9 protein-coding genes and 1 tRNA gene are annotated in these 14,098 nt (G+C 41.2%); 4 read left to right on the top strand and 6 right to left on the bottom strand.

Translation table 11 applies throughout. The annotated features are described in order from the left end of the window. Positions 1-18 precede the first annotated feature (18 nt). The 3 genes from PHI47_RS04835 (at position 19) to PHI47_RS04825 (ending at position 2,879) form a co-directional block, all read left to right on the top strand. Positions 19-537, top strand: a complete 519-nt coding sequence (locus PHI47_RS04835) for a glycine zipper 2TM domain-containing protein (protein ID WP_299934339.1) — start codon at positions 19-21, stop codon at positions 535-537. Between the two features lie 108 nt (positions 538-645). After that, a complete protein-coding gene (gene gap, locus PHI47_RS04830) occupies positions 646-1,641 on the top strand; it encodes a type I glyceraldehyde-3-phosphate dehydrogenase (RefSeq protein ID WP_299934336.1) in 996 nt (331 codons plus the stop codon). Beyond that, on the top strand, positions 1,641-2,879 hold the full coding sequence (locus tag PHI47_RS04825; protein WP_299934333.1) for a glucose-6-phosphate isomerase: 1,239 nt from the start codon (positions 1,641-1,643) through the stop codon (positions 2,877-2,879). The genes gap and PHI47_RS04825 overlap by 1 nt, the downstream gene beginning before the upstream one ends. Before the next feature lie 8 nt (positions 2,880-2,887). Here the strand turns inward: PHI47_RS04825 and PHI47_RS04820 are convergent, their stop codons facing one another. The 6 genes from PHI47_RS04820 to flgL all read right to left on the bottom strand — a co-directional run bounded on the left by PHI47_RS04820 (position 2,888) and on the right by flgL (position 13,523). Next, positions 2,888-4,336 carry a methyl-accepting chemotaxis protein gene (locus PHI47_RS04820; protein ID WP_299934331.1) on the bottom strand — a complete coding sequence of 483 codons (1,449 nt, stop codon included), beginning with the start codon at positions 4,334-4,336 and terminating at the stop codon, positions 2,888-2,890. Beyond that, positions 4,314-4,802 (bottom strand): PAS domain S-box protein, encoded by a 489-nt coding sequence (locus PHI47_RS04815; RefSeq protein WP_299934329.1) that lies wholly within the window; start codon positions 4,800-4,802, stop codon positions 4,314-4,316. The genes PHI47_RS04820 and PHI47_RS04815 overlap by 23 nt, the downstream gene beginning before the upstream one ends. Positions 4,803-4,845: 43 nt before the next feature. Further along, positions 4,846-6,198 (bottom strand): ATP-dependent RNA helicase DbpA, encoded by a 1,353-nt coding sequence (dbpA, locus tag PHI47_RS04810; RefSeq protein WP_299934327.1) that lies wholly within the window; start codon positions 6,196-6,198, stop codon positions 4,846-4,848. Between the two features lie 81 nt (positions 6,199-6,279). Further along, positions 6,280-8,889 (bottom strand): bifunctional aconitate hydratase 2/2-methylisocitrate dehydratase, encoded by a 2,610-nt coding sequence (gene acnB / locus PHI47_RS04805; protein ID WP_299934325.1) that lies wholly within the window; start codon positions 8,887-8,889, stop codon positions 6,280-6,282. 225 nt (positions 8,890-9,114) lie between these two features. Further along, positions 9,115-11,325, bottom strand: a complete 2,211-nt coding sequence (locus PHI47_RS04800) for a DNA translocase FtsK 4TM domain-containing protein (RefSeq protein ID WP_299934826.1) — start codon at positions 11,323-11,325, stop codon at positions 9,115-9,117. 101 nt (positions 11,326-11,426) lie between these two features. Beyond that, positions 11,427-13,523, bottom strand: coding sequence for a flagellar hook-associated protein FlgL (gene flgL / locus PHI47_RS04795; protein WP_299934323.1), 2,097 nt, complete (start codon positions 13,521-13,523; stop codon positions 11,427-11,429). 147 nt (positions 13,524-13,670) lie between these two features. On the opposite strand from flgL, the gene PHI47_RS04790 reads away from it, so the two are divergent. Beyond that, positions 13,671-13,754: transfer RNA gene (locus tag PHI47_RS04790), tRNA-Leu, on the top strand. Positions 13,755-14,098: the final 344 nt, after the last annotated feature.

The raw sequence follows: 14,098 nt of genomic DNA, 5'->3' as shown, positions 1-14,098 counted from the left end.
AAGATTAAAAGGATAATTATGTCAAGTCGCACGATGTCACATTTTGCATTAGCAATACTTTGCGCAGGCTCAACTGTAATGGCAGATGGTTTTTCAAGTGTAGAATACGTTAAAGTGAATCAATCGATACCTATTATGTCGACGATTCAAGAACAGGTTCCCAGTGAAAAATGTTACGACGTTCAAGAACAAGTAAGTTCTGGCAGCGGTGGAAATAGTATTGTCGGTGCAGTAGCCGGAGGAGCGATTGGCGGTGTTTTGGGACATCAAATCGGTGGTGGTAAGGGCAAAACGGTTGCAACGGTTGGGGGCGCTATATTGGGTACACTAGCAGGACAAAACGTTGCAAATAACTATGGTGGGAATAGTCCTGCTACTTACCGCAATGTTCGCAGATGTGAGACAGTTAATACCGTACGTTCCCGTCAAGTCTTGAGCGGTTATACCAATATCGCTAAATTCAGAGGTAAAGAAATCACAGTAGAAAGTGATGAACCTCTTAAACAAATTCCTGTTACGATTACTTACAGCTACTAATCCTTTTCGTCCGCTATTTATGCGGACACATCTTCCCTTTACTTATACCTTTTTTAGCTTTTTTTTGTTAGAATATAGCATAAATATTAAGTTTTTTAGGAGTCTCTCATGGCACTCAAAGTGGCGATAAATGGCACAGGAAGAATCGGGCTTATCGTAGCAAAAATTATTGCTGAGCGTAGTGACATTGAACTGGTTGCTCTAAATACGACCGCTAAACCTGAAATGCTTGAGTACTTACTCAAATTTGACAGTGTTCATCGTGGAATTGATGCCAAAGTGGTGGATGAAAATACGATTGCTATTGGCGGAAAAAATGTTCGCATGTTCCGTGAACGTGATATTGACAAGGTTGATTTCGGAAGCACCGGAGCGGAAGTCGTTATTGAATGTACGGGAGTATTTTTAGATCAGGAAAGCTGTCAAAAACACTTGAAAAACGGGATTCGAAAAGTCGTTATGTCTGCACCTGCAAAAGATGATTCTCCAACCTATGTATATGGTGTCAACTCAGACAGTTACAAAGGTGAAGCAATTATTTCCAATGCGAGTTGCACAACAAACTGCCTTGGACCGATTTGTAAAGTATTGGATGATGCATTTGGTATTGAAAACGGTTTAATGACAACGATTCACTCGTATACGAACGATCAGAATATTTTGGATGTTAAACACTCTAAAGATCCTCGTCGCGCCCGTGCAGCTGCTCTTAATATGATTCCTACCTCTACCGGTGCTGCAAAAGCCATTGGTAAAGTAATGCCTCAATTACTCGGCAAACTTAACGGTTATGCGATGCGTGTACCGACTCCGGATGTTTCTGTGGTTGATTTAACTGTTAATTTGAAACAATCGGTTACTAAAGAAGATATTCACGCAGCGTTTAATGCCGCAGCTGAAGGCTCATTCAAGGGACTCATAGAAGTCGATAACGATAAGCGTGTATCATGTGATTTTGTCGGCTCAACCTACAGTTCAACGTATGTTCCGGATATGACGAGTGTCGTAGATGGGCATACCGTAAAAGTATTGGCATGGTATGACAATGAGTGGGGATACAGCAGTCGTTTGGTTGATATGACGGTTCTTGTCGGAACACATTGATGTTACAGTATACGAACCATTTCGATACTAAAACACTCGATCCTTTTACCCTTGAAAAAGGGTTTGAGGCGGTTCATTATGAAGCACAAAGCAAAGAAGTCGGATATTATCATCTGCCTGTGATGTCTCAAGGACTTGCAGAAGAGTTGCATATAATCCGAGAAGATATTGATCGCCGATTTAATACCATAGCTGTCATTGGAATCGGCGGATCTTCACTTGGTATCAAAGCGATTGAGCGGCTATTGCGTCCTCGTACTCCGAATGCTAAAAAAATCATTTACCTCGAAAACTCCGATCCTGTCAGTATTATCAGTGAAATGAAACAAATTGATAAGTTTAGAACTCTCTTTATTGTTATTTCAAAATCGGGCGGGACAGTAGAGACACTTTCGATTTTTAAGCGGTTAATTGTCAGTTTTGAACTGACATTGGATCACTCGGATCAAATTTATATCGTCAGCGATGAAGATTCGATACTTTCACACTTTGCGGATGAACATCACCTTCGTCGTTTTGCAATTCCCAGTAATGTCGGAGGGCGTTTTTCGGTTTTAAGTGCCGTTGGAATTGTCCCTCTCACATTAGCCGGTTTTGATACTGCAGCCATACTGAAAGGCTCTCAAGCCTTTTTGGAACGATTTTGGAATCGCAAAGAAGAACATTTACTGCAAAAAGCAGCTTTTTATGTTACTCATAAAGATCAATATCCTATGAACGTCTTGTTTGCTTATTCGGATACGTTTGAAGAATTGGGGAAATGGATTGTACAGTTATGGGGTGAATCACTTGGTAAACGAACACGTCGCGGTGAGCGGGTCGGATTGACTCCTATTTCTTTAATAGGTTCAGTGGATCAGCACTCATTTTTACAGCTTATTATTGAAGGGCCTCTGAATAAGACAGTGACCTTCGTCCATATTGATCACTCGGAAGATCACTTGATGATCCCTGACCTATCACTTAAGTTTTTAGAAAAAAGCGATTTTGTTAACGGTGTGAGCTTTAATGACCTTATTAATGCGCAATGTAAGGCAACCATGCAAAGTGTTTTGCAAAGCGGAGTAAGTGTAGATGAAATTGCATGGAAACGTATTGATGAAATATCAGTGGGTGAAATGATCGTTTATTATGAGCTTTTAACCTCTATAAGTGGTGCACTGATGGAAATAAATACGTACGATCAACCGGGTGTGGAATTGGGAAAAACAATCTTAACTGGATATTTTCAAAAATAAAACGCTCTTTATGAGCGTTTATCGCAAATCTCATGTTCAGATTCCTTGATCAGAGAATCCATTAGTGTAAAGAGTATAAGACTTGCATCTTCCATAGATTGGAAATTTTTAATAACTTCATCTGCATGCTCAACAGAGTGATCCCCATTTTCAATGAATTTAAGATTTTTGTGCACTTCAGTATGAACCGTTGCGTGTGGTTTTTCGATCTCTTTATAGCTTGAGAGATGGGAAAATCGTTCTTTTCCCGAACCGCTTTCATACCATTTGCCGAGACGGCAATTATGATGGTCACTAAAGGAGACTTCAGGCTTACCGTTGACAAGTGTTTTATATGCATTTGATTTAAACATGATATGATCAATTTTTGCTAGCGTAACAAAAGTTGTATTTTCAATTACACTCGTCTGCAATGAAGTACTGAGTGCATCTTCATTGAATGTGTTAAGGGTAACTCTAAAGGATTCGATTGCATTGCTTGATTCGTTGGCAATGTCACTCATATCTTCGGAATTTGTATGAATTTCAGTTGTCTCTTGCTGAAGGGTTTGGACAGCTATGGCAATTTCACCGGTTGCTTTTTGGGTGCGTTCGGCAAGTTTACGTACTTCATCAGCAACGACGGCAAAGCCTCTTCCGTGTTCACCCGCACGAGCTGCTTCGATAGCGGCATTGAGTGCCAATAAGTTGGTTTGATCGGCAATGTCTTTGATCAGGTTAACAACAGAACTGATTTCATTGGTTTTTTCATTGAGTGAATTGATGGCATCCGCAGACGTTTGAACCAATTCTATTAGCCGGCTGAGTTTGCTAATAATGAGTTCCAACTCGTGAACTGTTTCAGAAGCATTTTTAGAGGTGGAATGGCTTATTTGTGTGATATTTCCAAGTCTTTGAATGGTATTTTGAAGATCTTTTTGGATCACATCAAGTCCACCTCCGATACCGGAACCAATTTTCCCAAGAGCACTGTTTAGGATAGATTTTTGAATATGAATATAGGTTGTATGCATTGCATCAATAGCTTTATTTACAAAGCTGCTTGCCTCTTTATATTCTCCCTGTAACCCTTGTATATTGATTCGGCGATAATACTCATCACGGCTTGATGCTTCGACACTGGCACGTATTTCGCGGATAAAAACTTCGGTCTGATCGAGCATATTGTTGGTATTCCAGCACAAATCACTAAGTTCTCCGTGATCTTTGATGTGGGTAATACGATTTTCCAGATTTCCTTTTTCCGCACCTTTAATCACTGCAGCAACCTCATGGATTGTCTCTTGGGTTTTATGAATATTTATAAAAATAAACCATGCTAATGCAAAATTAAAAAGATTGAGTATACGGATCCAGCTCCACCCATCAATCATTGTTTCGAGCACAAGAGCAATAATAAATAAGGCTATTGATGCAACATTTGCATATTGTACTTTAGAGAGTGAGGATAAATTCATCGTATGACATTCCTTTGTCTTGTAAGAATTGGTTCAGTGCTGCTTCAGATGCCGAAATTCCACCCTGACGCTCTTTTTGGAGTAAGGTAGCATAAAAAGGTTTGATAACATTGAGTGCTTTTTCAGAGGGTTTTCTGCGCACTGAGTGATAACTGCTGATTGCTCGATTAGTATCGAATGAGGGGGTAACATGGGCAAATACCCAATAAAAGTCTCCCCCTTTTGTCTTGTTCTTAACATACGCAAAAATTTCTTTTCCTTCTTTAATCCGATTCCAAAGGAGTTTAAAAACAATTCCGGGCATATCTTCATGGCGCAATATATTATGGGGCTGATCAATGAGTTCAAGTTCACTATACCCGGACATTTGGATAAAGAGGGAATTTCCATACGTAATTTTACCGTTTAGATCGGTCTTGGAGACGATAAAATCTTCCTCTCCGAATGTTAACTCTTGGTTGGACATAAACATCCCCTTTCTGCAAAAAATATATTAGAAACCGTTTATGTTAGTCTAACAGCCATTTCCTGAATGTTTTCCCTTTTATCGGACGACTGACAAATTTTTGATAAATATTTTCCGCTTTCTTACGTGGAATCGCAACATAGCTGAGATGATCAAGCTGATCGATTTTACCAATTTCTTCTTGCGTTAAGCCACATTCATTGATAAGTGCTCCGACAATGTCACCTGCTCGAAGTTTCTCTTTTTTCCCTGCGTCAATACAGATAGTACGCATCAAAGTTTCAATGGAAAATCTTTCTCGAATGTCGGGTAGATCGATAGGTGTGACAGGGCGTTTTAACTCTAAGAATCGTTCATATTGGAAGTGATTGACGAGTGTAATGGCAATGCCGTTTTTCCCGGCACGTCCGGTTCTACCGATACGATGGGTATATCGCTCATTTTGAATCGGCACTTCATAATTAATAATGGCGTCAAGACCTTCAATATCGATTCCACGTCCCGCGACATCGGTAGCAACAAGAATAGGGGCACTTAAGTTACGAAACTGGATGATCGCTTCGTTTCGGTCAAACTGTTCCATATCTCCATGCAGTGTTAGAACATGTATTCCTATACGGTTAAGATCGTCACACAAAGCATTTGCATCCACTTTCGTATTACAGAAAATGATCGTATTGGTAATTCCGTGAAGATGGAGCACTTTTGCGATTGCGGGGAGTTTATCGTTACACAGATAGGCTATTTCTTCGATTTTCGGTTTACTGACCGTATGTGCGGTTTGAAGCATAACCGGATCTTTCATAAACTCCGAAGTGATCGTTTGAATCGAATCGGGAAATGTAGCGGAAAAAAGGAGAGTTTGGCGTGATGGGGGAGTAAAGCCCAAAATTGAGGTAATATCTTCGATAAATCCCATATCGATCATTTGATCGGCTTCGTCCAAAACCACAGTTTGTATTTGTGCCGTATCGAAAGCATCCATTTGGAGAAGTTTTAAAACACGCCCCGGAGTACCGACGATGATGTGGGCCCCGTGTTTGAGGGAGTGGAGTTGTCCACGCATCGGAACACCGCCGCAGAGGGTAAGAATTTTGATATTGCCGATTTCAGAAGCCAATGATCGGAGTACTTTTGCCACTTGTTCGGCAAGTTCGCGGGTAGGGCAGAGGATAAGGGATTGGATACCGAATGATTTTGGGTTAATCGGATTCAAAACTCCCAAGCCAAAAGCCAAGGTTTTTCCGCTTCCGGTTGCTGCTTGGGCAATACAATCTTTTTTCTCTAAAATGATAGGAAGAGAAGTGGACTGAATCGGGGTCATTGTGATGAATTCAAGGCGTTTTAATGCCTCTTTCAAAGGTGCGCGTAACGCTAAGGAGTCGAATGAGGACATTGTGTCGCTTTGTAATATAGATACGGGATTATAGCATAGATGGAGGAAACCCCACAGAGGAGGGGCTTTGAGAAGGGTTGATTATACCGCTTTAATCGTGACGCCGTATTTTTCTTCAGCTACGTTACGTGCTTGAAGTGAGTATGAAGCAATCTCATTAAAGTTGAGATATTTATATACTTGATCCGCTTTTCCAGCCAATTTTTCAGGAACGATACTCATGTATTCAGCTACTGTTGGGATACGCCCGAGTTTAGCACACACCGAAGCAAGCTCAGCAGAACCGAGGTATACTTGAGTCCCTTTCCCTAAACGGTTGTCGAAGTTACGGGTAGAGGTTGAGAACACGGTTGAACCCTCGCGTGAACTCGCTTGGTTACCCATACAGAGTGAACATCCCGGAACTTCGGTTTGTGCCGCGATCGCTTTATACACGTCGTAGTACCCTTCGTTGATGAGTTGTTGCTCATCCATACGGGTCGGCGGTACGATCCAGAATTTTTCAACGGCGATTTTGCCTTCGCCGCGCATTACTTCACCCGCCGCACGATAATGTCCGATGTTGGTCATACAGCTGCCGAGGAATACTTCGTTGATTTCAGTACCTGCAACTTCACTGAGCAATTTAACATTGTCAGGATCGTTCGGACATGCAAGGATCGGTTCTTTAACGTCGTTAAGATCGATTTCGATGATCGCTGCATACTCTGCGTCTGCATCCGGTTCCATCAATGACGGAGCGGCCAACCACTCTTTCATTTTGTCTGCACGGCGTTGAAGAGTACGAGCATCCTCATACCCATCAGCAACCATTGCTTCGATCAACGTGACGTTCGATTTTAGGTATTCGATGACCGGTTCTTTGTTAAGACGAACGGTACATGCCGCCGCAGAACGCTCAGCCGATGCATCGGAAAGTTCAAACGCTTGTTCTACTTTCATATTTGGAAGACCTTCGATCTCCAACACACGTCCGTTGAAGATGTTTTTCTTACCTTTTTTCTCAACGGTCAAAAGACCCGCTTTGATCGCATAATACGGGATCGCATTAACCAAGTCACGTAGTGTAATACCCGGTTGCATTTCACCTTTGAAACGTACCAAAACTGATTCCGGCATCTCAAGAGGCATAGCGCCTGTAACACCTGCAAATGCTACAAGACCTGAACCTGCAGGGAAACTCACACCGATTGGGAAACGAGTATGGCTATCGCCACCTGTTCCTACAGTATCAGGAAGAACCATACGGTTCAACCATGAGTGGATAACACCATCTGCAGGACGAAGAGCAACACCGCTGCGTGAGCTGATGAATGCCGGAAGCGTTGCGTGTAATTTTACGTCAGACGGTTTTGGGTATGCCGCTGTATGACAGAACGACTGAAGAACGAAATCCGCTGAGAATCCAAGAGCAGAGAGTTCTTTGATCTCATCACGTGTCATCGGTCCAGTGGTATCTTGGCTTCCTACAGTGCTTGTGATAGGCTCACAGTACATACCGGGGCGTACACCCTCCATACCACATGCTTTACCTACCATTTTTTGTGCAAGGGTGTATCCTTTGCCGGTATCGGCTGGTTGGATAGGAGTTGCGAAAATAGTTGCCGGCTCCATGCCAAGCGCAGTACGTGCTTTTGCCGTCAATCCGCGACCAATGATAAGAGGGATACGTCCACCGGCACGTACTTCGTCTTCGATCGTATTTGGACGAAGGCTAAAATTAGCGATAACAGCACCGTTTTTAGTGATGGTTCCCGCTTTTGTATCGATATCGAGTACATCGCCTGTTTCCATTTGAGATACATCTGCTTCGATAGGGAGTGCACCTGAATCTTCACACGTTGCAAAGAAGATCGGAGCGATGATGCTACCGATAACAACTCCACCCGTACGTTTGTTCGGGATACCAGGGATATCATCACCCATGTGCCATTGAACGGAGTTCGCTGCTGATTTACGGCTAGAACCTGTCCCTACAACGTCGCCGACATAAGCGATTTGCATCCCTTTTTCTTTGAGTTCAGCGATTTTAGCGATACCTTCAGGCATTTTAGCGCTCAACATTGTTGTGGCATGAAGCGGGATATCAGAACGGGTAAATGCCGCGCTCGCAGGAGAGAGGTCATCAGTATTGGTTTCACCCGGGAATTTGAAAACAACGACACTGAATTTTTCTGCCAATGTTTTTTTGCTAGTGAACCATTCTGCATCGGCCCATGATTGTAAAACTTCTTTCGCATATTTATTGGTTTTTGAAAGCTCAACAATATCATTGAACGCATCGTATACCAAAAGGGTATGTTTGAGTTCATGTGCCGCTTCGTTTGCGATAGAATCGTTGCTTAATGCATTGATAAGAGGTTTAACATTGTAACCGCCTACCATTTTACCTAGGATTTTGATTGCCGCTTTTTTGTGATCGTCACTGTTAATATCGCTGTTGTCTGCCAAGAATGCTTTTACTTCCCCTTGGACGACTTGGTGCAAAAATGCCGCTTTAACGTATGCGCCATCATCAACACCCGGATTGACGCGCTCTGCCAACATCTCAACCAATTCACCGTCTTTAGAACTTGTCGTGCTAATAAGTGCTACTAACTCGGTAACTTGCTCTTTTGTAAGAGGAAATGGAGGGATTCCCTGTGCTGCGCGTTCCGCTACGTGTGCTTTGTATTCGTCCATAAAAGCCATAGTGACTCCTGTGCATATTAATTTTGAATGATTATATCAGAACAAAAAAACAGTTTTGACATAGTGTTACAAAAATACTCATTTGTTTTAATTAAAGAGTCTAAAAATGTGTATAAATGTAACATTAATTATTTTTGGATAGTGCAATAAAAAAGAATGAAGTACATAGTATAGGTAAAAGCGTTACAAATTGAGAAAAAATAGGAAGATTCTCCGAAAGGAGAATTAAAAAGGATCGTTTACGATGATATCGCGGTTGCCTTTGGCATTGGGAGAAGAGAGAACACCATTATTTTCTAGCTGTTCGATGAGACGGGCAGAACGGTTGTACCCGATTTGAAGACGCCGCTGTAGATAACTGATAGAGGTTTTTTGCTCACTGAGAATGATATTTCTAGCTTCCTCATAGAGTTCATCTACCTCTTCATCGTTTCCGTTACCACCTTCGGATTTAGGAATATCTTCTTTATCGCGTAAAAATTTGCGGTCGTATTCGGGCTCACGCTGAGCTTTGAGAAAATCAACTACTTTTTCGATTTCAACTTCCGTACTCCATGGAGCATGGAGACGTACAAGCCCGCTCATCCCCGGAGGGGTGAACAACATATCTCCTCTTCCGAGGAGTGATTCGGCACCCATTCCGTCAAGAATGATTTTACTATCGATTTTCTGTCCAACTTTATAACTGATACGGGACGGAAGATTGGCTTTGATAAGACCTGTTACGACATCGACACTCGGGCGCTGTGTTGCTACGATCAAGTGGATACCGCTGGCACGTGCCATTTGAGCTAAACGGGCAATCGAATATTCGACATCTTTACCGCTGGTCATCATAAGATCGGCCAACTCATCGATTATGACAACAATATAGGGGAGGGGATCGCGTTTTTCGCTTTTCGCTTTTTCGTTGTAGTTCTCAATATTTTTGGTACGTGTCTCACTCATTAACTGATAACGGCGTTCCATCTCATATACCATATTGTTTAGGGCAGATATCGCTTCTTTTGGTTTGGTGATAACAGGGGTCAGAAGATGGGGAATATCATTATAAATCGAAAATTCAAGCATCTTTGGATCGATCATTAGCAGTCTGAGTTGATCAGGCGAGTTTTTGTAGAGCAGGCTCAAAATCATCGAGTTGATACCGACACTTTTACCGCTCCCTGTTGTACCTGCGATTAGGAGATGAGGGAGTTTTTTAAGATCGGTAATAAACGGTTTACCGACAATATCTTTTCCTAAAATAAGAGTGAGCGGAGAGGCCGCTTCTTGGAAAAGTTTGCTTTCCAGCATTTCGCGGAGATAGATCGTTTCGACTGTTTTATTAGGTATTTCTATCCCTACGACATCTTTACCCGGAATAGGGGCTTGAATACGGATTGTTTGAGCTCGTAATGCCATAGCAAGGTCATCTTGCAATCCTAAAATCTTAGACACTTTGATATTGGCGGCCGGTTTAAATTCAAATGTTGAGACAACAGGACCTGCATAAGTACGTACAACATCCCCGTCGATATTAAAGTGACCCAATTTTTCGATGAGATCACGAATTTTGTCATCAAGTTCGGCTTCATCGACCAACGTCTGTTTTTTCGGAGGATTTTGGAAGAAATCGACAGGAGGAAGTTTAAAGTTTTTTGGTTTTTCACTGATCCCTTTATCGATTTGGTCCAAAAGGATTTTGTTCTCCTCAAGCTCATCGACAACAAGAGCATGCTTCTTGGATTCTTTGACTTTTTTTGCCATACTGAGAATTGTTGACTCTTTTGGGGCAGTCTCGATGCTAATGGATGTTTCTACCTCGAAAGCCGGTTCTGGTGACATCTGCATTGGTACTGACGGGGTGTATTCTACAGATGTTTCCGAAGGTATTTCTTCAAAAGAGGTGTAGGTATTTTCATAATTATCTTCGACCGGATATGATATTGTTTCCGGATTCGGTTTTGATTGGACGGGAGCTGATTCTCTTTTTTGGATGGGTTTAGGAGTGCTAAGCGGTTTATCCATGTACTCTTTGAGCGGCTGAGCGAGTTCGGATAAACTTTGCTCCATTACCAATACAACCGATACGGTAACCATCATCAGCCATAATGTCCATAAACCAAAGGTACCGATATAAACGGATAAGAAGTCAACAATAGTTCCGCCAAATATGCCGCGATAAACTCCTTCGACAACCATGGCTTGAAAAAAGAGCATAGCAAAAAACAAAAGGGTAAAAATCCCAGCCAATTCAAAACGACGATAGAACTCCCCATCATATTTATAGGAATAAAAAAGCGGAATCATCAATAATAGCAAGTAGATATAAGCAACATAGCCGAAAATATATACATTGGTTTGGGCAAAAGAGGCTCCATAGGCACCAATAATGGATGCATCACCTATGATAGTGGCAATGCCTAAATAAAATAAAATACCGAAACCGGCTATAAACAGTGTATCGCGTAAAATAGGAGATCCTTGAAAATAGGTATGAAAAGTGGTTTTATTATAGCAAAAAAGGGTATATAAACCCCTTTTATTGCAGATTGCTATAAATAATTTACAAGTGAAAGTTTAGAAACTTTTGAGATGTTTGATAAAAGCGCCTGATAATTGAGGCTGAGTTGCTGCATTTGTAAGGTTGCTTCTGCAACATCAGTATCAATAACATCGGATTGGAGTGTTTTGGTACTGATTATGAGCATATCTGTACGATCAGACGATGCTTGCAGCACTTGTGAATAGGATCCAACCTCCGTTTGTAGACGACTGACATGATCACTCATGTCATCTAACATTTGAATGGAATTTTGGATGCCGATATTTCGAGGGTCTGTGGTATCAGAACCATCAGCACGCTTTTTCCCTTCTTCAACCGATTTAATCATTTCTTCGATTTGGGAAAAGAAATCTGTTTTTGAATCCCTCACTGTTAGGGCGCTGTTGGCGTTGAAGAGCAATGTTGAACCACTTGTGGATCCGGCTGCCGGATAAGTATCTGAAGCGGAATCGTACATTGCAATTGATGCTTGCGTTGATGGATTTATTTTGTCTTCAAATATTATGCGTCCGGCATAATCAAGTGTTGTTGAAGAAAGGGTATTTGATGCGGTTATCGCTGTATCATAAGCCGCTGATGTATTGGCTGTCGGAAGTGTTCCCGATGTCGCCATATTGACAACATCCATCATCTGTTGGTATGTCATTTGGTCTGCATCTACCGCAACACGAGGAGCTGTTGCTGTAAAAATATTATAGTTTGTGACACCACCATCAAGTGAAAATGTTGATCCGGCTGATGAAAAGTTGATTTGGGCAGTAAATGCGGTTCCGGCTACATTTTTTCCTTGGACAACGAACTGCTTTCCATCTAAAGTAGTTTCTCCGCTCACATCAAGCAGTCTGGTTGAACTGGTTGCATAGTTATTGGTGGTTTTATCGATTTGAGATATATTGGATAAGAGCTTAGCCCCATTTTGCTCAAAATTCGTCCGATCGTAATTGATCCCTTCTATGGTATTTAGTGTTCCGGCTGGTGTCGTAAATCCACTTTTGGTAAATTCTTTAACATAAACTCCCGGTGTAGTAACCGCAGCGGTCTCGAAATCAGTTGAACCAGACTGTAAATTATCAATGTCAGTTACATCTGCCCCGCCGGCTCCGCTAAAATCAACGGCACCCACCATATGAAAATCAAGCTTACTGGACCCTGCACTTTTATCGCTGATTTCAATTTGACCGTTGGCATTGAGGCTGACATTTACTTGATTAGTGGTCGGATTTAGTTGATTCGGATCATACGCAAGAGCAATTTTATGGGTCAAATCGTCCATAGTATCTGTCATATTCATCTGTATTTTAGATTTGAACGTGGTTCCGTCGGTTCTTGTCCCTTGAAGATAAAAATAAGAAGAACGGGCGGCATCATTGGTTGAATTGGTATCGGTATCACCCATCAGATCGCGAATAGTACTCGAAGCTGTAAGATAAGTATCTTTTGAAGAACTGCGAGTCATTCCCGTATCTTTCATGATATCCGGATATAGATCTGTTAAACTCTTTTGCGCTAGATTAGAAGTTATTGTACGGTTGATCTTGTTTTCTTCACCTAAAAAGAGCTGATCGCCGCTGATATTGTATTTTTGTTTAACACCTGAGCCTAAAAAAGCTTCCAAATTTTGATCATTTCCTTGATACGTACCGTCCGCCCCGATTGGTTTTACCGATGTGGCGGTTCCGGAAAAGAGATATTGACCTCCTATTGAGGTGTTCGCCAAAGTTAAGAGATGATTTTGGAGTCCGCGAAGTTCTTTTGCAATAGCTTGTGTACTTGCATCAGAGTTTACATCATTGGCGGCATTGATCAGTTTGACTTTCATAGATTCAATCGTTTTAACGATTTCACCGATCGTAGTATCTGTTTGGGTAGAAATTTTATAGGCGCTTTGTGCACTGCTTTTTACTTGGGATAAAGTTGTAATTTCATTGTCCAAACGGAGTGTATCAATAAAAACACCGGGATCTTCATGGGCATATTGAATTTTTTGGCCTGACGCAATTTGTTTATTGACATCAAACATTTGTTGATTTATTTTATTATTTTCACCGTATATATTATTGTAATACGATCCTGATGTAATCCTCACGTCAAATCCTTTTGTGCAAGCTTAAATACATTAAAGCAATAAAAGTTCCATACTCTATTATCGGCAAAAATAGAAAATGGATTAGTAAAACCACTTTTACGTCTTTTTAAGTAAAGCCTCCCTATAATTTCACCTCTTCAAACACATGCCAGTGTGGTGAAATGGTAGACACGCCGGATTCAAAATCCGGTATAGCGATATGTGCCGGTTCGAGTCCGGCCACTGGTACCACCCTCTTGTTTATATCAGTCCAAAATCATCCAAAAAATCCAATACAAACCCCTTGTTTAGCCACTTTGTCTATTTTTTATGTCCAAATTAATCCATGTCCACAATCAAAATATTAAATATTTTTGAGATAAAAATACGATTATTATAAATATTCGTACCAAATATGGTATGATTAAATTAATTATTCAATCCGATTGAAAATAATCGATACTCAAAGTGTACAACCGATTTTAAAATGATAGTAATTTGAATTTAAAATGATAGTAACGTACCATTTTAACCTCTCATGAGTGCAAAACACTATCATTTCATATTCAAATAAAAATAATGCACAATCTACAGAT

Source organism: Sulfuricurvum sp. (assembly GCF_028713855.1).
GTDB lineage: Bacteria > Campylobacterota > Campylobacteria > Campylobacterales > Sulfurimonadaceae > Sulfuricurvum.
The sequence above is the reverse complement of the archived record's forward strand: the minus strand, read 5'-3'. Positions and strand labels throughout refer to the sequence as shown.

Bases quoted from the DNA above. Each gene is read 5' to 3' on its own strand.
- PHI47_RS04835 (WP_299934339.1), top strand. From the start codon at position 19: ATGTCAAGTCGCACGATGTCACATTTTGCATTAGCAATACTTTGCGCA.
- gap (WP_299934336.1), top strand. From the start codon at position 646: ATGGCACTCAAAGTGGCGATAAATGGCACAGGAAGAATCGGGCTTATC.
- PHI47_RS04825 (WP_299934333.1), top strand. From the start codon at position 1,641: ATGTTACAGTATACGAACCATTTCGATACTAAAACACTCGATCCTTTT.
- PHI47_RS04820 (WP_299934331.1), bottom strand. From the start codon at position 4,336: ATGAATTTATCCTCACTCTCTAAAGTACAATATGCAAATGTTGCATCA.
- PHI47_RS04815 (WP_299934329.1), bottom strand. From the start codon at position 4,802: ATGTCCAACCAAGAGTTAACATTCGGAGAGGAAGATTTTATCGTCTCC.
- dbpA (WP_299934327.1), bottom strand. From the start codon at position 6,198: ATGTCCTCATTCGACTCCTTAGCGTTACGCGCACCTTTGAAAGAGGCA.
- acnB (WP_299934325.1), bottom strand. From the start codon at position 8,889: ATGGCTTTTATGGACGAATACAAAGCACACGTAGCGGAACGCGCAGCA.